At 66.7% G+C, this 25,160-nt stretch carries 32 protein-coding genes and 1 tRNA gene; 19 read left to right on the forward strand and 14 right to left on the reverse strand.

Going from position 1 to position 25,160, the window contains the following annotated elements:
• The first annotated feature begins 80 nt into the window (after positions 1–80).
• Entirely contained in the window at positions 81–1,082 is a 1,002-nt protein-coding gene (gene dprA, locus ABXG85_RS06910) for a DNA-processing protein DprA (RefSeq protein WP_353512987.1), read from the forward strand.
• Positions 1,083–1,085: 3 nt separating this feature from the next.
• Here the strand turns inward: dprA and ABXG85_RS06915 are convergent, their stop codons facing one another.
• Positions 1,086–1,994, reverse strand: coding sequence for a manganese catalase family protein (locus ABXG85_RS06915; protein WP_353512988.1), 909 nt, complete (start codon positions 1,992–1,994; stop codon positions 1,086–1,088).
• Positions 1,995–2,103: 109 nt separating this feature from the next.
• On the opposite strand from ABXG85_RS06915, the gene ABXG85_RS06920 reads away from it, so the two are divergent.
• Positions 2,104–3,057: a hydrogen peroxide-inducible genes activator gene (locus ABXG85_RS06920; RefSeq protein WP_353512989.1), complete on the forward strand. Its 954-nt coding sequence runs from the start codon at positions 2,104–2,106 to the stop codon at positions 3,055–3,057.
• The gene (locus ABXG85_RS06925) at positions 3,044–3,997 is read left to right on the forward strand and encodes a branched-chain amino acid transaminase (protein ID WP_353512990.1); all 954 of its coding nucleotides are present in this window, start codon (positions 3,044–3,046) and stop codon (positions 3,995–3,997) included. Before ABXG85_RS06920 ends, ABXG85_RS06925 begins: the two co-directional genes overlap by 14 nt.
• Here ABXG85_RS06925 and trmH read toward each other — a convergent pair.
• From trmH to dcd, 5 genes are read right to left on the reverse strand one after another with little or no spacing between them, the layout of a single operon-like run.
• Positions 3,987–4,562: a tRNA (guanosine(18)-2'-O)-methyltransferase TrmH gene (gene trmH / locus ABXG85_RS06930; protein ID WP_353512991.1), complete on the reverse strand. Its 576-nt coding sequence runs from the start codon at positions 4,560–4,562 to the stop codon at positions 3,987–3,989. The genes ABXG85_RS06925 and trmH overlap by 11 nt on opposite strands.
• Positions 4,546–5,169 (reverse strand): ATP phosphoribosyltransferase, encoded by a 624-nt coding sequence (hisG, locus tag ABXG85_RS06935; RefSeq protein ID WP_353512992.1) that lies wholly within the window; start codon positions 5,167–5,169, stop codon positions 4,546–4,548. The genes trmH and hisG overlap by 17 nt, the downstream gene beginning before the upstream one ends.
• Positions 5,166–6,245 (reverse strand): ATP phosphoribosyltransferase regulatory subunit, encoded by a 1,080-nt coding sequence (locus tag ABXG85_RS06940; RefSeq protein WP_353512993.1) that lies wholly within the window; start codon positions 6,243–6,245, stop codon positions 5,166–5,168. The genes hisG and ABXG85_RS06940 overlap by 4 nt, the downstream gene beginning before the upstream one ends.
• On the reverse strand, positions 6,242–6,844 hold the full coding sequence (locus tag ABXG85_RS06945) for a peptidylprolyl isomerase (RefSeq protein WP_353512994.1): 603 nt from the start codon (positions 6,842–6,844) through the stop codon (positions 6,242–6,244). Before ABXG85_RS06945 ends, ABXG85_RS06940 begins: the two co-directional genes overlap by 4 nt.
• A 3-nt stretch (positions 6,845–6,847) precedes the next feature.
• Positions 6,848–7,393 carry a dCTP deaminase gene (gene dcd / locus ABXG85_RS06950; protein ID WP_353512995.1) on the reverse strand — a complete coding sequence of 182 codons (546 nt, stop codon included), beginning with the start codon at positions 7,391–7,393 and terminating at the stop codon, positions 6,848–6,850.
• Positions 7,394–7,423: 30 nt separating this feature from the next.
• Between dcd and ABXG85_RS06955 the strand changes: the two genes are divergently transcribed.
• Positions 7,424–8,275 carry a putative Ig domain-containing protein gene (locus tag ABXG85_RS06955; protein ID WP_353512996.1) on the forward strand — a complete coding sequence of 284 codons (852 nt, stop codon included), beginning with the start codon at positions 7,424–7,426 and terminating at the stop codon, positions 8,273–8,275.
• A gap of 41 nt (positions 8,276–8,316) precedes the next feature.
• Here ABXG85_RS06955 and ABXG85_RS06960 read toward each other — a convergent pair whose 3' ends face one another.
• The gene (locus ABXG85_RS06960; RefSeq protein WP_353512997.1) at positions 8,317–8,796 is read right to left on the reverse strand and encodes a macro domain-containing protein; all 480 of its coding nucleotides are present in this window, start codon (positions 8,794–8,796) and stop codon (positions 8,317–8,319) included.
• 28 nt (positions 8,797–8,824) lie between these two features.
• Here ABXG85_RS06960 and ABXG85_RS06965 point away from each other — a divergent pair, with 28 nt between their 5' ends.
• The 3 genes from ABXG85_RS06965 (at position 8,825) to ABXG85_RS06975 (ending at position 11,235) form a co-directional block, all read left to right on the forward strand.
• Complete coding sequence (locus ABXG85_RS06965; RefSeq protein ID WP_353512998.1) at positions 8,825–9,532, forward strand: SDR family NAD(P)-dependent oxidoreductase; 708 nt, start codon at positions 8,825–8,827, stop codon at positions 9,530–9,532.
• A complete protein-coding gene (gene nrdR / locus ABXG85_RS06970) occupies positions 9,529–10,011 on the forward strand; it encodes a transcriptional regulator NrdR (protein WP_353512999.1) in 483 nt (160 codons plus the stop codon). The genes ABXG85_RS06965 and nrdR overlap by 4 nt, the downstream gene beginning before the upstream one ends.
• Positions 10,012–10,155: 144 nt before the next feature.
• Positions 10,156–11,235 carry a TRAP transporter substrate-binding protein gene (locus ABXG85_RS06975; RefSeq protein ID WP_353513000.1) on the forward strand — a complete coding sequence of 360 codons (1,080 nt, stop codon included), beginning with the start codon at positions 10,156–10,158 and terminating at the stop codon, positions 11,233–11,235.
• 44 nt (positions 11,236–11,279) lie between these two features.
• On the opposite strand, the gene ABXG85_RS06980 is transcribed toward ABXG85_RS06975, so the two are convergent.
• The 4 genes from ABXG85_RS06980 to ABXG85_RS06995 form a co-directional block, all read right to left on the reverse strand.
• Positions 11,280–12,779: a TRAP transporter large permease gene (locus tag ABXG85_RS06980; protein WP_353513001.1), complete on the reverse strand. Its 1,500-nt coding sequence runs from the start codon at positions 12,777–12,779 to the stop codon at positions 11,280–11,282.
• A complete protein-coding gene (locus tag ABXG85_RS06985) occupies positions 12,776–13,321 on the reverse strand; it encodes a TRAP transporter small permease subunit (protein ID WP_353513002.1) in 546 nt (181 codons plus the stop codon). Before ABXG85_RS06985 ends, ABXG85_RS06980 begins: the two co-directional genes overlap by 4 nt.
• 92 nt (positions 13,322–13,413) lie before the next feature.
• Positions 13,414–14,622 carry an MFS transporter gene (locus tag ABXG85_RS06990; RefSeq protein ID WP_353513003.1) on the reverse strand — a complete coding sequence of 403 codons (1,209 nt, stop codon included), beginning with the start codon at positions 14,620–14,622 and terminating at the stop codon, positions 13,414–13,416.
• A 10-nt stretch (positions 14,623–14,632) separates the two neighbouring features.
• Positions 14,633–15,466, reverse strand: coding sequence for a universal stress protein (locus tag ABXG85_RS06995; protein WP_353513004.1), 834 nt, complete (start codon positions 15,464–15,466; stop codon positions 14,633–14,635).
• Positions 15,467–15,497: 31 nt separating this feature from the next.
• On the opposite strand from ABXG85_RS06995, the gene folP reads away from it, so the two are divergent.
• Together folP and folB are read left to right on the forward strand one after the other, a co-directional pair.
• Positions 15,498–16,316: a dihydropteroate synthase gene (gene folP / locus ABXG85_RS07000; RefSeq protein ID WP_353513005.1), complete on the forward strand. Its 819-nt coding sequence runs from the start codon at positions 15,498–15,500 to the stop codon at positions 16,314–16,316.
• Positions 16,317–16,318: 2 nt separating this feature from the next.
• Positions 16,319–16,672, forward strand: a complete 354-nt coding sequence (folB, locus tag ABXG85_RS07005) for a dihydroneopterin aldolase (protein ID WP_353513027.1) — start codon at positions 16,319–16,321, stop codon at positions 16,670–16,672.
• 180 nt (positions 16,673–16,852) lie between these two features.
• On the opposite strand, the gene ABXG85_RS07010 is transcribed toward folB, so the two are convergent.
• Positions 16,853–16,929 (reverse strand) — tRNA-Ile (locus tag ABXG85_RS07010).
• Positions 16,930–17,000: 71 nt separating this feature from the next.
• Between ABXG85_RS07010 and ABXG85_RS07015 the strand changes: the two genes are divergently transcribed.
• Positions 17,001–17,564 (forward strand): cob(I)yrinic acid a,c-diamide adenosyltransferase, encoded by a 564-nt coding sequence (locus tag ABXG85_RS07015; protein WP_353513006.1) that lies wholly within the window; start codon positions 17,001–17,003, stop codon positions 17,562–17,564.
• On the opposite strand, the gene ABXG85_RS07020 is transcribed toward ABXG85_RS07015, so the two are convergent.
• Positions 17,561–17,845 carry a hypothetical protein gene (locus tag ABXG85_RS07020; protein ID WP_353513007.1) on the reverse strand — a complete coding sequence of 95 codons (285 nt, stop codon included), beginning with the start codon at positions 17,843–17,845 and terminating at the stop codon, positions 17,561–17,563. The two genes, ABXG85_RS07015 and ABXG85_RS07020, sit on opposite strands and share 4 nt — an antisense overlap.
• Positions 17,846–17,900: 55 nt before the next feature.
• Between ABXG85_RS07020 and ABXG85_RS07025 the strand changes: the two genes are divergently transcribed.
• The 9 genes from ABXG85_RS07025 to ABXG85_RS07065 are packed head-to-tail and all read left to right on the forward strand — an operon-like array spanning position 17,901 to position 24,840.
• Positions 17,901–18,620, forward strand: coding sequence for an ATP-binding cassette domain-containing protein (locus tag ABXG85_RS07025; protein ID WP_353513008.1), 720 nt, complete (start codon positions 17,901–17,903; stop codon positions 18,618–18,620).
• Positions 18,617–19,795, forward strand: coding sequence for an ABC transporter permease (locus ABXG85_RS07030; protein WP_353513009.1), 1,179 nt, complete (start codon positions 18,617–18,619; stop codon positions 19,793–19,795). The genes ABXG85_RS07025 and ABXG85_RS07030 overlap by 4 nt, the downstream gene beginning before the upstream one ends.
• A gap of 12 nt (positions 19,796–19,807) precedes the next feature.
• Entirely contained in the window at positions 19,808–20,671 is an 864-nt protein-coding gene (locus ABXG85_RS07035; RefSeq protein WP_353513010.1) for an SPFH domain-containing protein, read from the forward strand.
• 9 nt (positions 20,672–20,680) lie between these two features.
• Positions 20,681–20,866: a type II toxin-antitoxin system antitoxin gene (locus tag ABXG85_RS07040; protein WP_353513011.1), complete on the forward strand. Its 186-nt coding sequence runs from the start codon at positions 20,681–20,683 to the stop codon at positions 20,864–20,866.
• Positions 20,832–21,341 carry a hypothetical protein gene (locus tag ABXG85_RS07045; RefSeq protein ID WP_353513012.1) on the forward strand — a complete coding sequence of 170 codons (510 nt, stop codon included), beginning with the start codon at positions 20,832–20,834 and terminating at the stop codon, positions 21,339–21,341. Before ABXG85_RS07040 ends, ABXG85_RS07045 begins: the two co-directional genes overlap by 35 nt.
• On the forward strand, positions 21,338–22,114 hold the full coding sequence (locus ABXG85_RS07050; protein ID WP_353513013.1) for a CPBP family intramembrane glutamic endopeptidase: 777 nt from the start codon (positions 21,338–21,340) through the stop codon (positions 22,112–22,114). Before ABXG85_RS07045 ends, ABXG85_RS07050 begins: the two co-directional genes overlap by 4 nt.
• An 8-nt stretch (positions 22,115–22,122) precedes the next feature.
• Complete coding sequence (gene rapZ, locus ABXG85_RS07055; protein ID WP_353513014.1) at positions 22,123–22,944, forward strand: RNase adapter RapZ; 822 nt, start codon at positions 22,123–22,125, stop codon at positions 22,942–22,944.
• Positions 22,925–24,139: a gluconeogenesis factor YvcK family protein gene (locus ABXG85_RS07060; RefSeq protein ID WP_353513015.1), complete on the forward strand. Its 1,215-nt coding sequence runs from the start codon at positions 22,925–22,927 to the stop codon at positions 24,137–24,139. The genes rapZ and ABXG85_RS07060 overlap by 20 nt, the downstream gene beginning before the upstream one ends.
• A gap of 8 nt (positions 24,140–24,147) precedes the next feature.
• Entirely contained in the window at positions 24,148–24,840 is a 693-nt protein-coding gene (locus ABXG85_RS07065; protein WP_353513016.1) for a glucodextranase DOMON-like domain-containing protein, read from the forward strand.
• Here ABXG85_RS07065 and ABXG85_RS07070 read toward each other — a convergent pair.
• Positions 24,837–25,157: a DUF3208 family protein gene (locus tag ABXG85_RS07070; RefSeq protein WP_353513017.1), complete on the reverse strand. Its 321-nt coding sequence runs from the start codon at positions 25,155–25,157 to the stop codon at positions 24,837–24,839. The genes ABXG85_RS07065 and ABXG85_RS07070 overlap by 4 nt on opposite strands.
• Positions 25,158–25,160: the final 3 nt, after the last annotated feature.

Genomic DNA, 25,160 nt, shown 5'->3' on the forward strand with positions numbered 1-25,160 from the left:
TTCAGGTGATCCCGGCTCCCTGGGATTGCCCGCCAGGGGCGGAAGCCGGACCTTCCAGGCTTTCCAGTATACTCCAGGCCGTGGACCCCTTGGCCTTGGCCTTCCTTCCCGGGATTGGGCCCAAGCGGCTTTTGGAGGTGCTGGCCCAGGAAGACCCCCTTGGCTTTCTGCGGGAGCGCTTTCCCCAGGCGGCGGGCCTTTACCTCGAGGCCGAGAAACGGGCACGAAGGGAACGAAAGCGGGCGGAGGCCCTGGGGGTGCGCATCCTTGGCCTTTGGGAAGAGGGGTTTCCCGAAGGCCTAAGGAGGCTCCCCCAGCCCCCCACCCACCTCTACCTCCGGGGGGAGCTTCCCGAGGAGGAGAAGGCAGTGGCCGTGGTGGGCACCCGCCGGGCCTCAGCCTGGGCCCTGGGCTTCACCCGAAGGCTCGCCCGGGAGCTGGCCGAGGCGGGGGTATGGGTGGTTTCGGGCCTCGCCCGGGGTGTGGATCGGGAGGCCCACCTGGGGGCCTTGGAAGCGGGCGGGCGGACCCTGGGGGTCTTGGGGAGCGCCTTGGACCGGGTCTATCCCCCGGAACACCGCGCCTTGGCGGGGCGTATGGACCTCCTCTCCGAGTTCCCCTTGGGAACGAGGCCAAAGCCGGAGTTCTTTCCCCGGCGGAACCGCCTCATCGCTGGGCTTGCGCGGGCGGTTTTGGTGGCGGAAGCCCCTCTGGACTCCGGGGCCCTCATCACGGCCAGGTACGCCTTGGAACTGGGCAAGGAGGTGCTGGCGGTGCCGGGCCGCCCCACGGACGCTGCTTCCTTAGGCGCCAACCGCCTCATCCAGGACGGGGCCTACCCGGTGCTTTCCGCCGAGGACGTCCTCTCCTACCTGGGTTTCGCCGCAAAACCCAAGGCTCCCCCCGGGCTCGCCCCAGAGGAAGAGGCCCTTTGCGCCCTCCTCCGCCAGGGGGAGGCCCTTCCCGAGGAGCTGGCCCAGGCCTTGGGGATGCCCGCAGAGCGGGTGCTTTCCCTCCTCACCCTCCTGGAGCTAAAAGGCCTGGCCCGGGCCCTGCCGGGAGGGCGCTACGGGCCAGGCTAAGCTTTACTTCGCCTTCTCGTAGAGTTTCTTGGCGATTTCGTAGAGCTCGCCCGGGTGGAACTCGGGAGCGAACTCGGCGGCGTCGTGGCCGGCGTCAAACACCGGGCCGCCCGTGGGGGGGCCGTCTACCACCACCACCTCGGTCCCGTCCTCGGGGGAGGCGCCCTTCCAGATGAGGCCCAGATCTTGGTAGTCGGAGGGGCTAAAGCGGTAGAGGTTGCGGTGGAAGCCCAGGTCCATGTACTTCTTGGCCTCGGGGATCTTGCTGTTGTCGATGCGGGGGATGGGGAGCATCTTGTTCATCTCCACCCCCGTGAGGGTTTCCAGGGCCTTGCCGTAGGCGGCGGCGTGGACCCCACCCCGCACCAGGAGGTAGCCGATCATCTCCCGGGCCACGGGGTTATTCGTCATCTCGTAGACCCGGAGCTTATGGGTGCGGGCCGCCACTTCCAGGAAGAAGTTGTGGAGAAGATCCAGGATAAGGTTGCCGCTGGTGAAGACGTACTCTCCGTTCCAGTGCTCGCCCATGGCCCCCATCACCAGGGTGTTGGCGCCTCCGGCGATGAAGTGGGCGGCGTTGCGGGCATCCTTGGCGAAGCCCAAGGGGGCGCTTACGGGGTCCACCCCTTCTTCCAGGTCTTGGCCGGGGTTCTTGGCCAGGAGGCTGTTGATGGTGGCGGAGACCAGTTCGATGTGCCCGAGCTCCTCCGTGGCGATGTTCGCGATGAGGTCGTAGTAGGGCTTGAGCGCCTTCTTCCCCCGGAAGTTGAAGGACTGGTACATGTAGTTCATCAGGGTGGACATCTCCCCAAAGCGCCCGCCCAGAAGGGCCTGCACCGCGGCGGCGGCATTGGGGTCCTGCTCCTTGGGCATGGGCAACTCAATCTGCAACCGGTCTATTCTCAGAAACATATCCACCTCCTTTGCCAGGGCGGGTGTTCCCACCCGGCACTTCCCACCTTAGGGGTACAAGGTGCATAAGTCCAATAGATTATGACTCCCATAGCTATAAAATGTCGCTATGGGTCTTACCCTGGATCAGTTGCGCTACCTGGTTGCCTTGGCCGAGGAGGGAAGCTTCACCCGCGCGGCGGAACGCGTGTACCTCACCCAACCCGCATTGAGCGTGCAGATTCGCAAGCTGGAAGAGGCTTTGGGGGTGCGGCTTTTTGACCGCAGGAAGGGAACGCCTACGGAAGTGGGGCAAGCGGTGGTGGCCCAGGCGCGGCGGGTGCTGGAGGAGGTGGAGCGCCTTGTGGCCCTGGCTCGAGGCCAAGAGGGGGTGTTCCAGGGACCCTTTCACGTGGGCGTTATCCCCACCTTAGCCCCCTATCTCCTGCCTCGGCTCCTTCCCCGGTGGGTGGCGCGGTACCCGGCCCTAACCCTTTCCATCCGGGAGGAACTCACCCCGGGGATCGTGGCGGGCATACTGGAAGGCCGGTTGGACGCTGGGCTAGTGGGTACCGAAGAACGGGCACCTGGCCTCGAGGCCCTGCCCATTTTCTCGGAACGCTTTGTGGCCTATGTTTCCCCGCATCATCCCCTCTATGCCAGAGCGGCCTTGCACCCCTTGGAGATTCCCTTGGAGGACACCTGGATTCTATCTGAGGGCCACTGCTTTCGGGACCAGGTCCTCTCTGTATGTCGCCCTAGCTTGTCCAAGCGGGTGGTGGAGTTCCAAAGCGGGGATCTGGAAACCCTGGTGCGCTTGGTGGAGGAGGTGGGCGGATTGACCCTTTTGCCCGAGGTAGCCCTGTGGACGTTACCCCCGGAGAAACGGGTCCACCTGAGGCCCCTTTTGCCCCCAGGGGCGGGGCGCACGGTCTACCTCCTTCTGCGGGAAGGAAGCCTCAAGGCTCCCGTGGCCACAGCCCTGGCGCAGGAGGCCCAACGGGTCTTCCCCACGCTACGCCTTTTTTCCCAAGGGGAAGAAGGCGTTATGATGGGGGCGGAGGTTCGCCATGACCAAGCCTGAGGCCAAAGGCGGGGACGTGCACATCAAAGCCGGGCTTATCTGGATGAACGGGGCTTTGGTACCCCAAGAGGAGGCCAAGACCAGCGTTCTAAGCCACGCCCTCCACTATGGAACCAGCGTGTTTGAAGGCATCCGGGCCTACGAGACCCCTAAGGGCCCTGCCATCTTCCGCCTGAAGGAGCACGTGCGGCGGTTTTACAACTCCGCCAAGGTGCTCCGGATGGAAATCCCCTTCGCCCCAGAGGAGCTGGAAGAGGCCATCAAGGAGGTGGTGCGGAAAAACGGCTATAAAAGCTGCTACATCCGCCCTCTGGCCTGGATGGGGGCCAAGGCCTTGGGGGTCAATCCCCTGCCCAACAACCCGGCGGAGGTCATGGTGGCCGCTTGGGAGTGGGGGGCCTATTTGGGGGAAGAGGCGGTGCGGAAAGGGGCTAAGCTCATCACCAGCTCCTGGGCCCGCTTCCCTGCCAACGTGATGCCGGGCAAGGCCAAGGTGGGGGGCAACTACGTGAACTCCGCCCTGGCCAAGATGGAGGCGGTGGCCGCAGGCGCCGACGAGGCCCTTCTGCTGGACGAGGAGGGCTACGTGGCCGAGGGAAGCGGGGAAAACCTCTTCTTCGTGCGGGACGGGGTGATCTACGCCCTCGAGCACTCGGTGAACCTGGAGGGCATCACCCGCGACTCCGTGATCCGCATCGCCAAGGATCTGGGCTACGAGGTCCAGGTGGTGCGGGCTACCCGCGACCAGCTCTACATGGCGGACGAGGTCTTCATGACCGGCACCGCCGCCGAGGTGACGCCGGTGTCCATGATTGACGGGCGGCCCATCGGCCAGGGCACCGCCGGGCCCATCACCCTACGCCTGTGGGAGGTCTATCTCGAGGCGGTCACGGGGAAGCGGCCCGAGTACGAGGGGTGGCTCACCTACGTCACTTCCTAAGCCAGTCCTGGAGCACCATGGCGTAGAGCTCGGGGTCTAGGCGGGGCTTCTCGTAAAGCCCCGCCTTCAGGCGTTGCCGTTGCGCTTCAAAGAGGATGACCGCCGCGGCCACGCTCACGTTTAGGCTTTGCACCATGCCCAACATGGGGATCTGGATGGCCCCGTCCGCCAGGGCCAAGGCCTCCTCGGAAACCCCCCATTTTTCCGCCCCCAGGAGGATGGCGGTGGGTAGGGTGTAGTCCACCTCCCGGTAGTCCCGGGCGTCCTCCCGAAGGGCAGTGGCGTAAATCCTAAAGCCCCGCTCCCGGAGGAAGCCAAAGGCCCTGGGGATGTCGGGGTGGACCCGGAGGTAGACCCACTTGTGGCTTCCCCCACTGGTTTCGTTAAAGGTGGGCACGCCTCCCGTGGGGTTCACCGCATGGGCCTCCAGGACCCCCACGGCGTCGCAGGAGCGGAGGATGGCGGAGAGGTTGTGGGGCTTGTGCACGTTTTCTAGGAGCACCGTGAGGTCGGGCTGCCGCCTCTTTAGGACCTCTTCTATGCGCCTTCTACGGGCCTCCGTCACGTTCTCTAAGCTTAGCGATCAGGGGCTTAATAAGCGAGCGCTTGAGCTTCAGGGCCTGGCGGTTCACCACGAGCCTTGCCGTGGAGTGGGCTAGGACCTCCACCTCGATAAGCCCCGCTGCCCTCAGGGTGGCCCCGGTCTGCACCACGTCCACCACGGCATCCGCCAGGCCCGTGACCGCGGCCAGCTCGATGTTGCCGGAAAGCTCCACCACGTCCGCCACCCAACCCCGCTCCCGCAGGAGGCGGGCGGTGAAGCTCGGGTATTTGGTGGCGATGCGGCGGATGGGAGAGCTGTCCCCCGGGCGCCGGATGAGGGAGAGGCGGCAGGCGCCAAACCCCAGGTCCACGGGCTCATAGAGGTCCCGGCCTGAGTCCAGGAGGATGTCCTTCCCCACCACCCCGATCTCGGCGATGCCCAGGTCCACGTAGACGGGCACGTCCTTGTTGCGGAGCTCCAAAAGGGCCACACCCCCCTCTTCCCCATGGAGGAGGGCCCGGGCGTCCCGGATGGGGGGAAGGGAAAGGCCCGCCTGCTGCAGGGCCTCGTAGGCTTCCTGGAACATCCGCCCCTTGGGCAGGGCCACGGTGAGGGCGTAGCGCTTCACGGTACCTCCCAGATGCGCTCCCCTTCCGCCAGAAAGGGGATGCCCTTGGCCTTAGCGTAGACCACGGGGTCGTCCCCGTGGAAAAGCTCCACCCGCTTTTCCCGGGCGAAGTGGCGAAAGGCCTTCAGGTCCAGGGCTAAGACCTCAGGGGGCTCTTCCGCCTGAGGGGGTTTGAGCGCCTCCAGGACCCGTTCCACCCCCAGGGCAAAGCCCGCCGCCTGGGGTAAAAGGGCCCCGTCGTACCGCCCGCCCCCCAGGAGGGGCAGGCCAAAGCCCGGGGTATAGGCCCGGAAGAAGATGCCCGAGTAGTACTCGTAGCGCCGGGCCATGCCCAGGTCCAGGAGGACAGGCCGTTCCAGAAGGGCCAAGGTGGTTTCCAGACCGGCCAAGGCCGCCTGGGCCTGCGGGGGAAGGGGGAGGGTTTGGGCCTCCTTGAGCACCTCGGGCTCCCCGTAGAGATCGGGCAGGGCCAGGAGGGCCTTCTTCACCCCTTCCGGCACCGGGTGGCGGGCGAGGAGGGCGGCAAGCTCGGGGAGGTTCTTGCGGTGGATGGCCGCCTGCGCCGCCTTCTTGGCCCCTGGGGGCAACCCCGAGGCCCGGAGTACCTCGCCCACCAGGCTGGGAAGCCCTACCTCCACCACCCCTTCTATGCCCAAGGCCTCGAGGGCGGCAAAGGCCAGGTGCAGTACCTCCGCATCCGCCTTGGGCCCCGTGACGCCGATGAGCTCTAGCCCCACCTGGGTGTACTCGCGAAGCCGCCCCAGCTCCGCATCCCCTTCCCTTAGCCAAAGGGCCCCAGCGTACTGGAAGCGGTGGACCCCCTTCCCCAAGTGGGGCCTTAGGAGCTTGGCCAAAAGGGTGGTGAACTCGCTCCTTAGGGCCAGGACTTCCCCCGTTTTGTCCACCAGCTTGAAGGCCCGCGCCGCCAAGGGGTGGGTGGGGTCGTAGACCTCCAAGGCGGGGAGCTCCACGGGCTCGTACCCGTGGCGCAAAAAGAGGGCTTGAAGCCGCCCCTGGAGCTCGGCCTTGAGCCTGGCCTCGGGGGGAAGAAGGAAGCGGGTGCCCTCGGGGATCATTCCTTTACGAGGATTTCCACGCCCAGGATCCGGTCCCGCTCCCCCCCTGCTCCCGGGCCCTCCGTGGGGCTTAGGCGGCGCACCGTCTCCATCCCCTCCACCACCTTGGCGAAAAGGGTGTACTGGCCGGTGAGGTGGGGGGTGGGGGCCAGGGTGATGAAGAACTGGCTCCCGTTGGAGTTGGGGTCTTGGGTGCGGGCCATGCCCACCATGCCCTCCCGGTCAAAGGCCAGGCCGGGGGCGATCTCCAGGCCGAAGGCGTAGCCGGGTCCACCCCGGCCCGTGCCCGTGGGGTCCCCGGTCTGGGCCACGAAGCCGGGGATAACCCGGTGCCAGACCACCCCGTCAAAGTAGCGGTGGAGGGCCAGGAAGACGAAGGAGTTCACCGTGTTGGGCGCTTCGTTTTCCAGGAGGTCCAGGAGGATCTCCCCCTTGGTGGTCCGGATGCGGGCGTAGTAGTCCTTGCCGGGTTCCAGCACCGGCTCCGGGGCCTTGAAGGTGCGCACCGGCTTTTCCGAAAGGTAGGGAAGGGGTTTCATGCTCTCACCCTTGCAGGCGCCCAGGAAGAGGAGGAAAAGGAGAAGAACGCGCACCCCCATAGCCTACACCCGGGGCAGGGTAATGCCCTTTTGCCCCTGGTACTTCCCCTTGCGGTCCTTGTAGGTGACCTCGGGCCTGGGACCTTCCAGGAAGACGATCTGCACGATGCCTTCCCCGGCGTAGACCTTGGCGGGGAGGGGGGTGGTGTTGGAGATTTCCAGGGTGACGTGGCCCTCCCAGCCTGGCTCCAAGGGGGTGACGTTGGCCACGATGCCGCAACGGGCGTAGGTGCTCTTGCCCAGGGCGATGGCGATGACGTTTTCCGGCATGCGGATGTACTCGATGCTCCGGGTGAGGGCGAAGGAGTTGGGGGGGATGATGACCTCTTCCCCCTCGTACTCCACGAAGCTCCGCTCGTCGAACCTCTTCGGGTCCACCACGGTGGAGAAGACGTTGGTGAAGATCTTCCACTCCGGAGCGGCCCTTAGGTCGTAGCCGAAGGAGGAAAGGCCGTAGCTTATGACCCCTTCCCGCACGAGCCTTTCCTCAAAGGGTTCGATCATTCCCTTTTGGGCCATCTCCCGGATCCACCAGTCCGGCTTAATCATGCCTTCAACTATAGCGGCTAGACTTTTCTTATGCGCAAGGCCTGGGCCCTCCTCCTTCTCTTGGCCGCCTGCGGCACCCAAGACCCCACCGGGACGGGCCTCGAGGCCCTCCGCCTCACCGCCACCTCCCTGCCTCCCGCCTACCTGGGCGAGCCCTATAGCGCCGCCTTCAGCGCCGAAGGGGGGGTTAGGCCCTACACCTTTAGCTTAGAGGGCAAGCTTCCCCAGGGCCTCACCTTCCAGGGGGGGCGGCTCAGCGGGGTGCCCAAGGAGAAGGGCCAGTTCGCCCTCATCCTCACCGTGGAGGACGGGGCCAAGAACAGCCGGGCCCAGAAGCTCACCCTCACCGTCGCCGATCCGCCTCCCCCCCGGCTCACCCTGGTGGCCCCCCAGGCCCAGGTGGAAGCCCCCTTCCTCCTCTTGGCCCGGGTGGAGGTGCGGGAGGCGGTGGGCTTTCAGCTGGAGCTTCCCCTGAAGGACCTCCTTCCCTCCTTGGAAAGCCTTAAGGCGGCGAGTCCCGCCTACCTCCTGGACTACGACCCAGGCTCGGGCCTCTTGCGCCTGGACATGGCCTTCGCCAAGCCCGTGAAGGGCCAGGAGGCCTTCCGCTTCCTCCTTTCCCCCGCCAAGCCCCTCACCCCCCGGCTTGCCCCCAAGGTGGTTCTCTACGACAAGGAGGGGAAACCCGTGGGCCAGGCCCTTCCTCGAGGCAAGCCCTTCGCTTCCCTTTGGGAGGTGGCGCAGAACCTGGGCAAGGAGGGCCAGGGGCTCAAGGGAGACCTCAACGGGGACGGTAAGGTGGACGCCGCCGACCTCCAGACCCTGGCCGAGGGGTACTTCCCCCCGGTGGCCGCCAGCCCCGAAGGGGAGAAGGCGCCCTGAGGGGGGCTCGCCTGCGAGGCGTTGGCGGGGTGCCTCGCCCCTCAAAGGGCCCGGCGGATGGCCTCGGCGTCCTCTTCCCGGTAGCCGTAGAGGGTGACCTCGAGGGTGTCCGGGGCCCGTTTGATCTCCTCCAGCATCACCCGGGCCACCTCCGCCACGGGAAGCCCTCCCACCCCCGTGCCCAAGAGGGGGAAGGCCACGGTGTTTAGGCCCAACTCCACCGCTTTTTCCAGGGCGCTTCGGGTGGCTTGGCGCACCGTTTCCAGGCTTGCTGGCTCGTCCCCCAAGACGGCGGCGTGGATCACGTAGCGCACGGGCAGGTTCCCCGCCCCCGTGACCGCTGCTTCCCCCACCCGGATCTTCCCGATCCGGTCGCACTCCTCCTGGATGGAGGGCCCTCCCTTGCGCAGAATGGCCCCCGCTACCCCCGCCCCCAGCTTCAGGTAGTTGTTGGCGGCGTTGACGAGGGCGTCCCCTTGGAACTCGGTGATGTCCCCTTGGGCCACGCGGATTCGGGCCATGGCTTCATTTTCCCTTACAATGGGCCTGATGTCACGGGATCTTCTGGGCCTCGAGGGGCGGATCGTCATGGTGACCGGGGCCGGGCGGGGCTTCGGGCGGGCCATCGCCCACGGCTACGGGCGCAACGGGGCCACGGTCATCGCCGTGGACCCCGACGTGGAGCTGGCCACCTCCGTGGCCTCCGAGGTAGAGGCCTTGGGGGCCACCGCCATCCCCATCCGCGGGGATATGAGCGTGGTGCTGGACGTGACCAGCACCTTTGAAAAGGTGGAGGAGCTCTTTGGCCTCCTGGACGGCATCGTCCACGTCACCACCGCCGAAAGCAAGACCCCCTTTGTGGAGCTTTTGGAAGGGGAGTGGTACGACCTCATGAGCCAGGACGTGAAAAGTAGCCTTTACGTCTTGCAGCACGGCCTCCGCCACCTAGCGGGGGGCGGCTTCGTCACCCTGGTCCTGCCGCCTGCGGCCCGTATGGAGCCCCACACCCTTTCCGTGCGCAAGGCGGTGGAAGGGCTCATTGAGGGGGCGAGCCGCACCTTCCCCGGGGTGCGGGTGAACGGGGTAGTGCCTTCCCGCGACCCCGTGGGGGAAGCTTACGACCAGCCCCTGGTGCGGGCCGCCTTGGGCCTCGGTTCCATGGTTTCGGAGGGCATCCGGGGAGTGGTGCTGGAAGTGCAGCTTCCCGAGCCCCCTGCCCCGCCTGAGGTGTACGAGCTCCTGCGGGAAGTCCCATGAAGTGCCCCTACTGTGGCCATCCTGACACCCGGGTGGTGGACTCCCGCCCCTCCGACGAAGGGGCGGCCATCCGCCGCCGCCGGGAGTGCCCCGCTTGTGGCCGCCGCTTCACCACTTACGAGCGCACGCAGCTGGAGCCCTTGATGGTGGTCAAGCGGGATGGGCGCAAGGAGCCCTTTAACCCGGATAAGCTCCTTCGCGGCCTCCTTTTGGCCTGCGAAAAGCGTCCCGTGGACCAGGATGTCTTGCGGCGCTTTGCGTACACCTTTGAGGACCAGGTGGCGGGCCCGGAGATCCCCTCGGAAGAGATCGGCCTCAAGGCCATGGCCTTTTTGCGCGACCTGGACCATGTGGCCTACATCCGCTTTGCCTCCGTCTACCGAGAGTTTGACTCGGTGGAGCGCTTCATTGAGGAAATCCGCCGCCTTTCTGCCCCTAGCTCCTCTTTCCCGGCTGCAGAGGACAACGAAAAGGCGTGATCCCTTCGTATAGTGGGGAACCCCACAAATCTAGCCCCAGGGTTTGCCAGTCCTGGGGTGGGGGTAGAATTGCCGGAGTACATAGACTTGCGCTCCTAGCCCCCCGGTGGGGTATAATCCCCCCGGACCGCGAAGGAGGTCAAAATGAAGCGGCGTGATTTCTTGAAGAAGGCGGGTATCGGCGTAGCGGCCAGCGCGGCGTTTGGCCCGGTGTTCGCCCAGGCGCAGCCCAGCATCCGCTGGCGCCTAGCTTCCAGCTTCCCCAAGAGCCTGGACACCATCTACGGGGCGGCGGAGGTCCTGGCGGAAAGGGTTTCCGCCCTCACCGGGGGACGTTTCCAGATTAGGCCCTACCAGGCGGGGGAGATCGTGCCTGGCCTCCAGGTGATGGACGCGGTGCAGCAGGGCACGGTAGAAGTGGGGCACACCGCCAGCTACTACTTCGTCGGCAAGGCCCAAATCCTGGCTTTTGACACCTCCGTGCCCTTTGGCCTCACGGCAAGGCAGCAGAACGCCTGGATGTACCATGGGGGTGGGATTGAGCTTTTCCGTCCCATCTTCGCTGACTTCGGCATTATCCAGTTCCCAGGCGGCAACACCGGGGTGCAGATGGGGGGATGGTTCCGCAAGGAGATCCGTACCCTTTCTGACCTTAGGGGTCTAAAAATGCGCATCCCCGGGCCCGGAGGCCAGGTGATGAGCCGCCTGGGGGTGGTGCCCCAGGTCCTGGCGGGCGGGGACATTTACCCGGCCTTGGAGCGGGGCGTGGTGGACGCCGCCGAGTGGGTGGGCCCCTACGACGACGAGAAGCTTGGTTTCTACAAGGTGGCCCGCTACTACTACTACCCCGGCTGGCACGAGCCCGGGCCCATGCTTTCCTTCTACGTGAACCTTAGGGAGTGGCAACGCCTGCCCAAGGAATACCAGCAGGCCTTTGAGGTGGCGGCGGCGGAGGCCAACCAGTGGATGATGGCCAAGTATGACCGGGTAAACGCCCCTGCCCTGCAGCGCCTCATCCGGGCCGGGGTACGCCTGCGCAAGTGGCCCGCTGAGGTCATGCGGGCGGCGCAGAAGGCAGCCTTTGACTGGTACGAGGAGGAGGCGGCCAAGGACGCTACCTACCGCAAGGTCTACACCGCCTGGAAGGCCTTCCGCGAGGAGCAGTACCGCTGGTTCGGGGTGGCGGAGCTCGGCTACGAGCAGTTCGCCTTCCCCGCTTCCTAATCCCCGGTAAAAAGGTGCCCCCGGGGCATCCCCGGGGGCTTTTTTTAGAACCCCGTTCCCCGCACGAAGGCTAGGATGGCGTCGCGGAAGAGGTAGGTGAGGAGGAGGACCAGGAGCTGGAGGCCGATGAAGGGAAGGCCTCCCAGGTAGATGTCCGCCGTCTTCACCTCCTTGGGAGCCACGTTCCTGAGGTAAAAGAGGGCGAAGCCAAAGGGCGGGGTGAGGAAGGACGTCTGGAGGTTGACCCCCACCAGTAGGCCGAACCACAGCTTGTCAATCCCCAAGGCGTCGGCGCCGATGGCCAGGAGGGGAAGGGCGATGAAGGCGATCTCAAAAAAGTCAATGAAAAAGCCCAGGAGGAAAACCAGGATCATGACGAAAAAGATGAAGCCCACCTCGCCTCCAGGCAGCCCGGTGAGGAAGCTCTCCACCCAAAGGTCCCCGTCCACCCCGCGGAAGACCAGGCTGAATAGGGTGGAGCCAATCAGGATGAAGATGACGAAGGCGGTGAGGCGGGCGGTGCCCTCCATGGCCCCGTAGAGCACGGGGAAGGAAAGCCTGCGGTTTAGGGCGGCGAGGAGAAGGGCCCCCATCACCCCCATGGCCCCCGCCTCCGTGGGGGTGGCCAGGCCGATGAGCACCGTGCCCAGGACCAAAAAGATGAGCACCAAGGGGGGGACCATGGAGAGGAGGGCCCGGCGGAGGAGGGGGTTTTTGCGGATCCAGGGGAGGAGGACAAGGGTCCAAAGGCCGAGGCCCAGAAGGACCTCCAGGCCCTCGAGCCAGCCGGGCAGGTGCAGGAACTCCCCTACCCGCCAGGCCCCCACCCCCACCAGGAGGTAGGAAAGGAGGGCGAAGGCGGCTTGCCCTTCCTTCCCTGCGTCCGGGCGGGCCTCGGGGGGCAGGGACGGGGCCCAGCGGGGCCGGAAGAGGGCCACGTAGATCACGTAGAGGAAGTAAAGGCCCACGGTGAGCCCTGCCGGGATCAGGGCAGCCCGGTACATGTCCCCCACGCTCACCCCAAGCTGGTCCGCCAGCACGATGAGGACCACGCTAGGAGGGATGATCTGAGCCAAGGTGGCGGAGCCCAGGATGACCCCGCTGGCGAAGCGGGGGTTGTAGCCGTACTTGAGCATCACCGGCAGGGAGATAAGGCCCATGGCCATGACGCTGGCTGCCACCACCCCCGTGGTGGCGGCCAGGATGGCCCCCACGAAGACCACGCTCAGGGCGAGCCCGCCCCTAAGGGGCCCGAAGAGCTTGCCCATGGTGTCCAACAGGTCCTCCGCCAGGCCGCTTTTTTCCAGGATGATGCCCATGAAGGTGAAGAAGGGGATGGCCAGGAGGAGCTGGTTGGACATGATGCCGAAGATGCGGTCGGGCATGGCCCGGAGCAAGGGAGCGGGGAAGAGGTCCAAGGCGATGCCCAAAAACCCGAAGACGACACCCACCGCCCCCAAGGAGAAGGCCACGGGGTAGCCAGAAAGCAAAAAGGCGATGAGGGCTAGGAACATGAGGGGGGGCATGAGGCTTTCCAGGCTCATTTCAGCCCCTCCTTTTCCTCCTCATCCCAAGGGGTGGGGCGGTGGCCGGTGAGGAAGGCGATGCGCTTGATGAGCTCGGAAACGCCCTGAAGGAGCAAGAGGGCGAAGCCCAGGATTACCGCCAGCTTGATGGGCCAGCGGGGCAGGCCTCCCACGTCGGGGGACATTTCCCGGATGGCCAGGGCGTTCATCGCCCAGGGCCAGGCCAGGTAGAGCACCCCTAGGGCCATGGGCAGGAGGAAGAACAGGGTGCCCACCACGTCGATCCAGGCCTGGGCCCTGCGGCTCAGGCGGCCGAAGAGGAGGTCGATGCGCACATGGGCGTTGTGCTTGAGGGCGTAGGCCCCCCCCAGAAGGAAGATGAGGCTGAACATGTACCACTGGGCCTCGAGGTAGGCGTTGGAGCTATAGCTAAAGCCATAGCGTAAGATGGCGTTGCCTGCGGAGAGGAGGGCTACCAGGAGCACGAGCCAGACCACCAGGCGCCCAATCCCTTCCGTGAGCCCGTCTATGGCGCGAGATAAACCTAAGAGGAAGCGCATATTCTTACCTCCCAAGAAAACCGGCCCCATCCTACCCGGGGAGGGAATGGGTGTCAATGCGTTCAGAAGGCAGTTTTTCCAAGTTCGGCCCGCTAGCGGGCCCGGCGGATGGGGGCCACCAAGAAGGCCCCGAGAAGGAAAAAGCCCCCGGCGAGCAGGAAGAGGACCAGATAGCCAAGGCCTTCCCGTTGCGCATTCAGGAGGTCTAGGGGCCTACCGAAGGCCCCGGCCAGCACCTGGGGCACCACGATGGAGGTCTGCCACAGGCCCATGTCCGTGGCGTGGGCTTTGGGGTTTTTGAGCACGTCCGCCACCAAGGCCCAGTCCACCGCCAGGTAAATCCCGTAGAAAAGCCCAAAGAGGAGGGAAAGGGCGAGGAGAAGGTCGTAACGGGGAAAAAGAAGGATAAAGGGCATCATGGCCCCCAGCCCTGCCCCCGAGAGGTAGATGAGGCGCTTGCGCCCAAACCGGTCCGAGGCCCGGCCGGCGGGTACGCTGGCGAGCCCTGCCCCCAAGGAGATGAGGAGGCCCAAAAGGGCCACCGCCTGGAAGGGTTCTTGGGTGAGGGTGCGGCCCAAGGCGTCGAAGGTCCCCACCACGTCGGCCAGGTAGTACTGTAGGTAGGTTTGGGCCAGATAGAAGCCCAGCATCACCAAAAAGCGGGTGAGGTAGACGAGGAGGAAGTCCCGGTCCCGCCAGGGGGCGGCCATGGCCTCGAGGAAGGACCGCCCGGCGCGGTGGGGCAGGGCCTCGGGCACCAAGGGAAGGCTAAGGCCCGCCCCCAGGAGGTTCACGGAGGCCGCCAGGTAGGCTTGGGGGGCGAGGGGCAAGAGGAAGCCCACCACCCCGCCCAGAACCTGCCCCAGGACCTGGAGCGCCCCCATGTACCCCGAGGCCAGGCCCCGCTCTCCTTTGGCCACCAGGTCGGGGATAAGGGCGCTATAGGGCCCCGTGGCCAGGTCGTCCGAAAGCTGCAGGAGCAGGTAGGCCAAAAGGAGGGCGCTGTAGCTGGGGGCGTGGACCAGGAGGAGGAGGGCCAAGGCGGTCAGCAAGCTCCCCCAAAGGAGGAAGGGCCGCCTTCGCCCCAGGCGGTCGGAGAGGTAGCCCATGAGGGGTGGGCCCAGGATGGCCATCACCGCGCCCAGGGCGAAGAGGAGGCCCAGGCGGCTCGCCTTTTCTTCCGGAGGGGAAAGCTCCGCCACCTTGGCGGGGAGGAGCACCAAAAGGACCAAGAACCACTTGAAGCTGGTGGCAAACCAGTAGGCGGAGAGGCGGAGGAACCACCCTGGCCCGTGGCGCATGGGCCTTACCTTACCAGACCGTGGCCTCGGGAACCACCAAAAGGGGCAGGGGGCTTTGGGCGGAGAGCACCTCCACCATGCGCCCCAAGCGGTGCCGCCAGGTGCTTTTGGCCTTCGAACCCAAGACCAAAAGGTCGGCTTGCCGGGCCTGGGCCAGGCGCACCAGGTCCAGCTCGTCCTCCCCGGGGGCCACCTCCACCAGGCCGGTGGCTTTAAGCAAGCCTTCCAGGAAGCTTTTGGCCCGCTCCAGCACCTCGGCCAAGGAAAGGCGTTCGGGGTCCAGGTAAGTGGGGAAGCAACACCCCCCCCTGCCGCTCACCAGGTGCAGGGCAAAGACCTCCGCCCCCAGGGCCTGGCCCCAGGCCTCCGCCACCCGGAAGGCGGCGAGGCTCGCCGGGCTTTCGTCCAGGCCCACGGCGATGCGCTTGGGGGCCGTTAGGGGTTTGGGCAGGAGGAGGATGGGGACCTCCCCCCGGTGAAGGAGGTAGCGGACCAGGCCCCCTCGGGCCAAGGCCTCGAGGGTCCCCGTCCCCCGTTGCCCCAAGAGCACCAGGCGGCTTTTTTGCGCTTCCCCCGCCACCACCTGGGCGGGAAAGCCCCGGAGGACCTTGGCCTTCATCCCCGTGGCCCCAAGGGCCTCCTGCACCCGGGCTTCCGCCTGGGCCAAGGCACCTTCCAGGGTTTCCTTGAGCTCGGGAAAGCGGCGGGCCAGGGCGTCGAAGTAGGGGGTAGGGATCACGTGGAGGAGCTCGGCTTCTCCCCCAAGCCCCTTTTCCAGGTGGCGGGCCGTGGCTACCAGGGCCTCGAGGCCTTCTCCCAGGTCTACCGCAGCCAGAAGGCGCATGCTTTCACCTCCGCTTCACTATAATCCAGGCGTGCTTTGGCTTCGGGACCGTAGCCTTCCCCTGGACCGCCCCCTCCTCATGGGGATCCTCAACCTAACCCCCGACTCCTTCTCCGATGGGGGCCGCTACCTGGACCCGGAACGGGCCCTGGCCCGGGCCCGGGAGATGGTGGCGGAGGGGGCGGACCTCCTGGACCTGGGGGCCGAGTCCACCCGGCCCGGGGCCGACCCCGTGCCCGTGGAGGAGGAAAAAAGGCGGCTTCTTCCCGCTTTGGAGGCGGTGCTTTCCCTGGGGGTGCCCGTGAGCGTGGACACCCGCAAGCCCGAGGTGGCGGAGGAAGCTTTAAGGCTTGGCGCCCACCTCTTGAACGACGTGACGGGCCTGCGGGACGAGCGCATGGTGGCCCTGGCCGCCCGGTATGGGGTGGCGGCGGTGGTCATGCACATGCCTGTGCCCGACCCCAGGACCATGATGGACCACGCCCGCTACGGGGACGTGGTGAGGGAGGTGCGGGCCTTCCTGAAGGCCCAGGCGGAAAGGGCGCTAAGGGCCGGGGTTCCCCAGGTGGTCCTGGACCCAGGGTTTGGCTTCGGTAAGCTCCTGGAGCACAACCTCGCCCTCCTAAAGCGCCTGGAGGAGATCGTGGCCCTGGGGCACCCGGTTCTGGTGGGGCTATCCCGTAAGCGCACCATCGGGGAGCTCACGGGGGTGGAGGCGCCGGAAAGGCGCGGGGTGGGTTCCGTGGCCGCCCACCTCTACGCCGTCCTAAAGGGGGCGAGGATCCTCCGGGTGCACGACGTGGCCGCCCACCGGGAGGCCCTGGCGGTGTGGCAGGCCCTTTGGGGGTAGCCGTGGGGACCATCGCCCTTTTGGGTCTAGAGTTCTACGGCCGCCATGGGGTCATGCCCGAGGAGGGGCGGCTTGGGGCCCGGTTCGTGGTGGACCTGTGGCTTTCCGTGCCCTTTGAGGGTAGGGGGGACCGCTTGGAGGAGACCGTGGACTACGCCGCCGTCTACGCCTTGGTGGAGGAAGCGGTGCGCCACCGCCGCTTCTACCTCATCGAGGCCCTGGCGGATCACCTGGCGGAGGCCCTCCTCGCCGCCTTTCCCCGCCTGGAGGGGGTTAGGGTGCGGGTGCACAAGCCCCACGCCCCCATCCCCGGCGTCTTTCGCGACGTGTACGCTGAGGTGGAGAAAACGCGTTAAGGGGTTGGCCCCAAACCCCCGAACGGGGTTTCTGCCCCCCTGAGTCCGCCTTTTGGACTCTTTTTGTGAGCTTTCCCTAGGTGTCAGGCAACACGGATCTGCGTGTCTTAGGGGGGCTTCTGAGACCTTGGTAGTGTGGGTGAGAAGCCGAAACCCCAGGCCTCGAGGCCCGGGGTTTTATGGTGGGCGATGGTGGACTTGAACCACCGACCTCACGCTTATCAGGCGTGCGCTCTGACCAGCTGAGCTAATCGCCCCCGCACGCAGGTATTAGCATAGCGCAAGGAGTCCCTAGGTTCAAGCCCGCGCCGCGGCCTAGAATGGGGCCATGAAGATCTACACCAAAACCGGAGACGCAGGGGAAACGGGCCTCTACGGGGCCGAGCGGGTGGTGAAGGCCCACCCCCGGGTGGAGGCCTACGGCACCGTGGACGAGGCCAACTCCGCCATCGGCCTGGCCCGGAGCCTCCTGCCCGGGGAGCACCTGGACCTACAAGATCTTTTGGAGCGGGTGCAGAACGCTTTGTTCGACCTGGGGGCGGACCTGGCCACCCGCATGGGAAGCCCCTACGAGAAAAACATCGCCCGCATGGACGCCCAGGACGTGGAGGCCCTAGAAAAGGCCATTGACCGCTACGCGGAGGAAAGCCCCCCCTTCACAGGCTTTATCCTGCCCGGGGGGCACCCTGCGGCGGCCGCCTTGCACCTGGCCCGCACCGTGGTGCGTCGGGCCGAACGCAAGGTGGTGGCCCTAAGCCGGGAAGAGCCCGTGAACCCCGAGGCCATCCGCTACCTGAACCGTCTTTCCGACCTCCTCTTCGTCCTGGCCCGGGTGGTGAACGCCCGCATGGGGGTGCGGGAAGAGGCTTGGCTGGTCAAGAAGCGGCGCTAGGGCCAGGGCTTGCCGTAGACCCGCACCTCGGCCCCGGGGAAGGCGGCCTGCAAGAGTTCCTTTAGGAAGGAGGCGGCGGAGGGCAGAAGCCCGCCGCAAGGGCCTTCCATATAGAGGAAGAGGTAGCGGGGGCGCCGGGGGGATTGGGAAAAGCCAAGGCATCCCTCGTACTCGGGGAAGTACTCGTAGAAAAGCTCCAACAGGTCCTGCACCAGGTCCTTGGCCTCGGGCAAGGCCCCGATGGAGCTTTCCGGCTTCACCCAGAAGGTCATGGCCTTCATCCTCAATCCCATTATGGGCCTTGACGGGGTGAAGGGAGTGATATCATAGCGCTATATGATCGAAGTCATTCGGTTGACCAAGCGCTACCGCACCCACCGGGCGGTGGAAGACCTCTCCTTCCGGGTGAACCCGGGGGAGGTCTACGCCCTTTTGGGGCCCAATGGGGCGGGCAAGACCACCACCTTGCGGGTGCTGGCCACCTTGGTGAAGCCCACGGCGGGCACGGCCCAGGTGGCGGGGTTTGACGTGGGGCAAGCCCCCTTGGCGGTACGCCAGCGCCTGGGCCTGGTGAACGGGGGAATGCGGGTCTACGACCGCCTCACCGGGCGGGAGGTCTTGGCCTTTTTCGCCAGTTTCTACGGCCTTCAGGGCCAAGCCTTCCGCCAGGCCCTGGACTGGGTCACGGGGCTTTTGCAGATGGAAGAAGCCTTGGACAAAAAGGTGATGGAGATGTCCACGGGCATGCGGCAGAAGGTGGTCATCGCCCGGGCCATCCTGCACCGCCCTTCCGTCCTCCTCCTGGACGAGGCCACGGCGGGGCTGGACGTCTTCGCCCGGCGGGCCCTTCTGGACTTCGTCAAGGCCTACCGGGACCTGGGGAACACCTTGGTTTACTCCACCCACGTGATGGCCGAGGCGGAGGAGGTGGCGGACCGGGTGGGGTTTTTGCACCAGGGCCGCCTGGTCTACGAGGGCAGCAAGGCCGAGGCCCTGACCCTGGGCCAAGGGAGCCTGGAGCGGGCCTTCATCCGGGCGGTAAAGGAGGCGGCGTGAAGGGGATCTACCGCATCCTCTGGAAGGAGCTTGTCCAGGTCTTCCGGGACCGGAAACTCGTCTTCTCCACCTTGGTGTTGCCCGTGCTCCTCATGCCCGTCTTCATGTTCGGGCCGAGCCTCCTCCTGAACCGCCTCATGCAAGGGGTGGCGGAACGGCGGCAGGAGGTGGCGGTGGCAGGCCTTTCGGAAGAGGCGCTTTCGGCCCTGCGCCAGGCCAACCTGGCCCCCGTGGCCGTGGCGGACCCGGAAGCTGCGGTGCGGGAGGGGAAGTACCCCGCCGGGGTCCTTTACCGGGAAGGCGTCTACCGCATCTACGCCCGCCTTTCCGGGGGGGTGTCGGAGGGGCAGGTGGTGGCGGGTAAGGTGCAAAGCGCCCTGCAGGCCCTCAAGGAGGCCAAGGTGGCCAAGGCCCTGGAGCAGCGGGGGGTGCCCGTGGAGGTGCTCCAACCCTTCCGGGTGCAGGTTTTGGACGCCTCCCCCGAGCGGGAACGGGCCGGGGGGCTTTTGGGCTTCCTCCTCCCCTTTTTTCTGGTGGTCTTCGTCCTCTCCGGCGGGCAGGTGGTGGCGGTGGACACCACTGCGGGGGAGAAGGAAAAGGGGACCCTCGAGGCCCTCCTCATGGCCCCCGTTCCCCTTTGGCAGATCGCCTTGGGCAAGACCCTGGCCACGGTGGTCATGGCCCTTCTTTCCGGGGTGGCGGGGCTTTTGGGCCTGGCCTTGGGCGGGGCCCTGGCTGCCCGCTACGCCGGGGGGGTCCTGACGGAAACGGGCCAGGTGCTGGACCTGGGCGGGCGGGTGGTCCTGGACGGGGCGAGCTTCGTGGCCCTTTTCCTCTCGGCTTCCCTCCTCGCCCTCTTCATGGGGGCGGTGATGGTGGGCCTCGGGCTTTACGCCAGGAGCTACAAGGAGGCGCAAAGCTACCTGGCTCCCTTGCAGCTTATCGCCCTCTTGCCCCTCCTCTTCCTGCAGTTCAGGGGCTTTCTGGAGCTAGAAGCCTGGCACCACCTCCTTCCCCTTTTCAACGTGGCCCTCCTCATGGACGCCCTCCTCAAGGGAACCGCCACCCCTGGGCAGGCTGCCTTGGCCTGGGGCTCCACCCTCGTTTACGCCGCCTTGGCCCTGGGCTTTTCCGTGCGGGTCTTTGCCCGGGAAGAGGTGGTGTTCAGGAACTAGAAAGGAGCAAAAATGCGCGAGGTCAAGGAGTTTTCGGCGTGGCGGGTTAGCGGCTTCTTGGGTCTTTTCCTCCTCCTTTTGGCCCTCCTATGGCTCGGGTGGGCGGGGTACGGCCTGGTGCGGGAGCGGGAGCTGGCTTACCTCGGGCACCTTCTGCCCGCTCTCCTCACAAGCGGCCTCCTCCTGGCTGGGCTCTTCCCCCTGCAGCCCAACGAGGGGGTGGTCTTGGTTTTCCTGGGGCGCTACGTGGGGAGCGTGCGGGAGGAGGGCTTCCACTTCGCCAACCCCTTGGCCGCACGGCGCCGGGTTTCCCTCAGGGTCCACAACTTCACCTCGGACCGGCTCAAGGTGAACGACGCCCAGGGCAACCCCATCGAGATCGCCGCCGTGGTGGTTTGGCGGGTGGTGGACACGGCCAAGGCCCTATTCCAGGTGGAAAACTACGAGGCTTTCGTGGCCATCCAGGCGGAGGCGGCCATCCGCGCCCTGGCAAGCCGCTACCCCTACGACGCCGAGGGGCGCTCCTTGCGGGGAAGCCCCGAGGAGATCGCCGAGGAGCTCAAGGGCGAGGTGCAGGAGCGCCTCAAGGTGGCGGGGGTGGAGGTCCTGGAAGCCCGGCTCACCCACCTGGCCTACGCCCCCGAGGTGGCCCAGGCCATGCTAAGGCGGCAGCAGGCCCTGGCGGTGATTGCGGCGCGGAAGCTCATCGTGGAAGCGGCGGTGGACATGGTGAAGGAGGCCTTGGCGGGCCTCGAGGCCCAAGGCCTGGCCCTGGACGAGGAGCGCCGGGCCGCCATGGTGAACAACCTCATGGTGGCCCTGGTGGCCGAGGCCCAGGCCCAGCCTGTGGTGAACGTGGGCACCTTGTACGCCTGAAGGAGCGGGGTGAAGGAGGAGAAGAAGCGGTTTTTGTTGCGCCTGGACCCAAGGCTCTACCGGGTCCTGGAGAAGTGGGCCCAGGACGAACTGAGGAGCGTGAACGCCCAGATAGAGTACCTTCTGAAGGAGGCGGCCAAGAAGGCGGGGAGGTGGAAGGATGAGGCTTTTGCCGAGGAGGGAGGGGAACCCTAGGCGGTTTTTCCTAAAGCTTTTGGCCTTGGCCCTCTTCCTCCACGCCCTGGCCCTTTTCCTGTCCGTCCAAGAGAACCCAGAGGGCCTGCCCCTTTTGGCGGCGCTCCTCCTTTTGGAGTTGCCCCTGGCGGTAGCCCTCCTCTATGGGATTTCCCGCATTCCGGAACGCTTCTACTACGAGTTGGAAGGCCCCACGCTTACCGTCCACCTCCCCTTTGGACGGCGGGTGGTCCACGTAGCCCAGGTGGAGGCGGTGCGCCCCTTGGCCTACGCCCTCCCCTGGTGGACCTGGAGGGGAGAGGTGGCCATGCCCGGCTACCACCGCAGGCGGCTTAAGCTCCTGGGCCGCCCTGCGGAAGCCATGGTGGGGGCGAGCCGGGGGGAAGGGGTTTTGCTCCTCTTAAAGGACGGCACCGCCCTCCTCCTGAACCCCCTGGACCCCAGGCCCCTTCTCTTCTGGAAGGAGGGAGCATGAGGGCCCTTTACTGGAATCTCGGGCTTTCCTGGGGGCTTTTCCTCGCCTACTCCCTCCTTGGGGGCAGATGGGGGAGCCCCTCTTGGGAAAGCGCCCTCTTCGGCTTCCTCTACATGTGGGTTCCTGGGCTTGTGGCCCTCTTTTTCGCCCAGAGGGAAGGCCTAAGGCTTCCCCTCTCCCTAAGGCCCAATCGGTACTGGCTTTTCGCCTGGCTTTTCCCCGTGGGCCTCACCCTCCTCTCCCTACCCCTAAGCCTCCCCTTCGGGGCCTGGAAGGGCTTAAAGGGCCTCCTGCCCCCGGAAGCGCCGGCGCTTCCGGAAACGCTCCTTTGGCTCCTTCTCCTCCTCCAAGGGCTCCTGGCCGGGGCCACGGTGAACCTTCTCGCCGCCTTGGGAGAGGAGCTTTTTTGGCGGGGCTACCTCTGGGAAAAGCTCCGGGAGCGGAGCTTTTGGCCCGCCAGCCTGGAGATCGGCTTCTTTTGGGGCCTCTGGCACGCTCCCCTGGTCCTCGCCGGGCACAACTACCCCAAAGAGCCCCTTCTGGGCGTCCCCATGATGATCCTCTTCACCCTCCTCCTCACTCCCGCCCTCCTCTACGCCCGGGAGAAGGGGGGCCTCTTGGCGGCGGCCCTCCTCCACGGCACCCTCAACGCCGTGGCGGGGCTCTCCTTGGTGGCGGTGGAAAGGACCCATGACCTCCTGGTGGGGGTGGTGGGGCTTCCCGGCCTCTTCCTCCTGGCCCTCTTCAACCTCTGGCTCAGGAGGCGGGTATAGTCAGGAGGATGCGCTTTTTAGTGCTCACCGGGCTTTCCGGGGCGGGAAAGACCACGGCCAAGGGGTTTTTGGAAGACCTGGGCTACTTCATGGTGGACAACCTCCCCCCGGGCCTCTGGAAGCCCCTTATCGAGGAACTCGCCGCCAAAGGGGTGGGGCGGGCCGGGGTGGTGCTGGACGCCCGGGCCCTTCCCTTCTTCGCCGAGCTGGAGGCGGCCTTGGCCGAGCTCAAGCCGCTGATGGTCTTCCTCGAGGCCCGCCCCGAGGTGCTCCTAAGGCGCTACAACCTCACCCGCCGCCTCCACCCCTTGGGGGCGGGAAACCTCATGCGGGAAATAGAGGAGGAGCGGAAGGCCTTAGGGGGCCTCCGGGCCCAGGCCCACCTGGTCCTGGACACCTCCGAGCTCTCCCCCCGGGCGCTTAAGGAGGCCCTGGTGCGGTTTTTGGGGGAAGAGGCGGGCTTTACCCTGCGCCTCCTCTCCTTCGGCTTCAAGTGGGGGCCGCCCTCGGAAGCCGATTTGGTCCTGGACGTGCGCCCCTTCCCCAACCCCCACTACGACCCCGCCCTCAAACCCCAAAGCGGCCTGGACCCTGCGGTGAAGGCCTACGTGTTCCAGGAGGCCCTGGAGCCCTACTACCGGGCCCTCCTCACCGTGGCGGGCCTGGCGGCGGAGGGGGCGAAGGCCGAGGGGCGGGCCTTCTACACCGTGGCCGTGGGGTGCACGGGGGGAAGGCACCGGAGCGTGGCGGTGGCGGAAAGGCTGGCGGAGGAGCTTTCCGGGCGTTTCCGCGTGGAGGTGACCCACCGGGATGTGGAGAAGGAAGCCTAGCCCCCCCTCCCTGCGCTGGCTTTACCCGGGGATGCGGGTGAAGCGCTTCGCCCTGTTGGCCCTTCTGGGGGTTTTCCTGTTCGGCATGGGGTTTTCCGAGCTCCTGCCCCCCTTGGGTCTCAGGGGCCCTGGGCCCTGGGGCCTCCTTCTTGGGGGGCTTCTCCTGGCCGCCCTGGGGATCTGGGCCATGAACCGGAGCATGCTCGCCGCCTTCACCGAGCCCGAGGAGGTGCCGGAAAGGGTGTACGTGCGCCGCCGGCTGGAGCGGGGCCCCAAGGTGGTGGCCTTTGGTGGGGGCACGGGGCTATCCCGGGTGCTAAGGGGCCTCAAGGAGCACACCGCCCACACCACCGCCCTGGTGGCGGTGACGGACGATGGGGGCTCCACGGGGCGGCTCCGCCTCTCCTATGGCCTGCCGGCGGTGGGGGACCTGGTGGACTGCCTGGCTGCCCTTTCCGACCACCCCGCCCTGCCCGAGCTCCTCGCCCACCGCTTCGACCGGGGGGAGCTCAAGGGGCACACCTTTGGCAACCTCTTCCTGGTAACCCTCTTCGAGGTGGGGGGGGACTTCGCCGAGGCGGTGCGGCAGGCCAACGCCATCCTAAACCTGAGGGGCCAGGTCCTCCCCGCCACCCCCGAGGCGGTGCGCCTGAGGGCCCGCTTCCAGGACGAGGGGGAGGTGGTGGGGGAGGTGGCCATCCGGGCAAGGCGGGGCCGGATCAGGGAGGTCTTCCTGGAGCCCGACCCCGAGGAGGTGATGCCGGAGGCCCTGGAGGCTATCGCTAGGGCGGAGCTTTTGGTCCTGGGGCCGGGAAGCCTCTACACCAGCGTGATCCCGAGCTTTCTGCCCAAGCCCTTGCGGCAAGCGGTGCAACGGGCCAAGGCCCCCCTGGTCTACGTGGTGAACCTCATGACGGAGCCCGGGGAGACGGACGGCTACACCGCCTACGAGCACTACAAGGCCGTGGCCTACCACCTGGGGCGGAGGCCCGAGGTGGTCCTGGTGCACACCGCCCCCATCCCGGAGGCGGTGCTCAAGCGCTACGCCGCCGAGGGGCGCTACCCCGTGGCCTTCGACCCCCGGCCCTTCGCCGCCGATGGGGTGCGGGTCCTCACGGGGGACTTTCGCGAGGAGGGCCCCTTGGCCCAACACGACCCCAAGAGGGTGGTCCAAGCCCTCCTGGGCCTGGTATAAAGGTGGGCGTGCTTTTCCTCTTCCAAGACCCCCTAGGGGACGATCAGGGCCTGGCCTACCTCTACCCCCGGGCGGCCCTTTTCCAGGAGGCGGGGGAGGGTTACGCCGACCTCCTGGCGGTGGCCGGGGAGGACCAGGGGGAGCTGGTCCTCAAGGTGCGCCTCGCCCGCTACCCCAACCCCCTAGAAGGCCCCTTGGGCTTTAGCCTGGCCACGGTGGTTCTCTGGCTAGACACGGGGGAAGGGGGCGAGGAGCGCCTCCTTCCCGGCCTCACCACCCCTAAGGGGAAGGGGTGGGAGGTGGCCTACGTCCTCACGGGCTTCGGCGCGGAAAAGCGCACGCCGGAGGGCGGGCGGGAGGCGGTGCGGGCCTGGCGGGAGGGGGAGTGGGTGGCCTTGAGCACGGGGCTTCCCCCGGGGAGGTACGGGGTCTATGGGGCGGTGGGGCTTTTTGACCCCTTCGCCCCCTGGTACTTGCGGCCCACCAGCGCGGAAGGGGGCCCCTGGACCCTGGCCGCCCCCCCGGGAAGCCCCCCGGTGGTGGACCTCCTGGCGGAAAGGCCCCTGGACCAGGTGGAGGCCTACCAGAAGGGGGTGCTAAAGCCCCTCCAAGCCCAGGGCTTCGCCCTAAGGCGGGAAAGCCTCCTGGCCTTCGCCTTGGGAGGGGTTTCCCTCCTCCTCGCCTTTCTCCTTCGGCGCTAGAGGGGCCTCAGGTCCTCCAGGAGAAGCCACCCCACCCTGGGGGGAAGGGCCTTTAGGCGCTCCTCCAGAGCCCTCGCCGCTGCCTCCGCCACGGGTTTTAGCGCCTCGAGGGGCTCCTCCGCGAGGAGGAGGAGGGTGAGCTGGTAAAAGCGCTGGGTGTGGGTGGGGGTGCCGTCCTCGAAGAAGGGGACGGGCGGGGGGACCTCGTCCAAAAGGAGCCTCGCCCCCGCCACCTCCTCGGGGAGGAGGGCCTTCAGGTCTAAGGCCACCTCCTTGGGGTGCCAAAGGTACCCCTGGAAAAGCCGCACCGCCTGCACAGG

Origin of the sequence: Thermus sp. LT1-2-5, from assembly GCF_040363165.1 — a bacterium.
Taxonomy (GTDB): domain Bacteria; phylum Deinococcota; class Deinococci; order Deinococcales; family Thermaceae; genus Thermus.

Coding starts and splice junctions, on each gene's coding strand:
- ABXG85_RS06915 (WP_353512988.1), bottom strand. CDS start 1,994: ATGTTTCTGAGAATAGACCGGTTGCAGATTGAGTTGCCCATGCCCAAG.
- ABXG85_RS06920 (WP_353512989.1), top strand. CDS start 2,104: ATGGGTCTTACCCTGGATCAGTTGCGCTACCTGGTTGCCTTGGCCGAG.
- ABXG85_RS06925 (WP_353512990.1), top strand. CDS start 3,044: ATGACCAAGCCTGAGGCCAAAGGCGGGGACGTGCACATCAAAGCCGGG.
- ABXG85_RS06940 (WP_353512993.1), bottom strand. CDS start 6,245: ATGATCCCCGAGGGCACCCGCTTCCTTCTTCCCCCCGAGGCCAGGCTC.
- ABXG85_RS06945 (WP_353512994.1), bottom strand. CDS start 6,844: ATGGGGGTGCGCGTTCTTCTCCTTTTCCTCCTCTTCCTGGGCGCCTGC.
- dcd (WP_353512995.1), bottom strand. CDS start 7,393: ATGATTAAGCCGGACTGGTGGATCCGGGAGATGGCCCAAAAGGGAATG.
- ABXG85_RS06955 (WP_353512996.1), top strand. CDS start 7,424: ATGCGCAAGGCCTGGGCCCTCCTCCTTCTCTTGGCCGCCTGCGGCACC.
- ABXG85_RS06960 (WP_353512997.1), bottom strand. CDS start 8,796: ATGGCCCGAATCCGCGTGGCCCAAGGGGACATCACCGAGTTCCAAGGG.
- ABXG85_RS06965 (WP_353512998.1), top strand. CDS start 8,825: ATGTCACGGGATCTTCTGGGCCTCGAGGGGCGGATCGTCATGGTGACC.
- nrdR (WP_353512999.1), top strand. CDS start 9,529: ATGAAGTGCCCCTACTGTGGCCATCCTGACACCCGGGTGGTGGACTCC.
- ABXG85_RS06975 (WP_353513000.1), top strand. CDS start 10,156: ATGAAGCGGCGTGATTTCTTGAAGAAGGCGGGTATCGGCGTAGCGGCC.
- ABXG85_RS06980 (WP_353513001.1), bottom strand. CDS start 12,779: ATGAGCCTGGAAAGCCTCATGCCCCCCCTCATGTTCCTAGCCCTCATC.
- ABXG85_RS06985 (WP_353513002.1), bottom strand. CDS start 13,321: ATGCGCTTCCTCTTAGGTTTATCTCGCGCCATAGACGGGCTCACGGAA.
- ABXG85_RS06990 (WP_353513003.1), bottom strand. CDS start 14,622: ATGCGCCACGGGCCAGGGTGGTTCCTCCGCCTCTCCGCCTACTGGTTT.
- ABXG85_RS06995 (WP_353513004.1), bottom strand. CDS start 15,466: ATGCGCCTTCTGGCTGCGGTAGACCTGGGAGAAGGCCTCGAGGCCCTG.
- ABXG85_RS07015 (WP_353513006.1), top strand. CDS start 17,001: ATGAAGATCTACACCAAAACCGGAGACGCAGGGGAAACGGGCCTCTAC.
- ABXG85_RS07020 (WP_353513007.1), bottom strand. CDS start 17,845: ATGAAGGCCATGACCTTCTGGGTGAAGCCGGAAAGCTCCATCGGGGCC.
- ABXG85_RS07025 (WP_353513008.1), top strand. CDS start 17,901: ATGATCGAAGTCATTCGGTTGACCAAGCGCTACCGCACCCACCGGGCG.
- ABXG85_RS07035 (WP_353513010.1), top strand. CDS start 19,808: ATGCGCGAGGTCAAGGAGTTTTCGGCGTGGCGGGTTAGCGGCTTCTTG.
- ABXG85_RS07045 (WP_353513012.1), top strand. CDS start 20,832: ATGAGGCTTTTGCCGAGGAGGGAGGGGAACCCTAGGCGGTTTTTCCTA.
- ABXG85_RS07050 (WP_353513013.1), top strand. CDS start 21,338: ATGAGGGCCCTTTACTGGAATCTCGGGCTTTCCTGGGGGCTTTTCCTC.
- rapZ (WP_353513014.1), top strand. CDS start 22,123: ATGCGCTTTTTAGTGCTCACCGGGCTTTCCGGGGCGGGAAAGACCACG.
- ABXG85_RS07060 (WP_353513015.1), top strand. CDS start 22,925: ATGTGGAGAAGGAAGCCTAGCCCCCCCTCCCTGCGCTGGCTTTACCCG.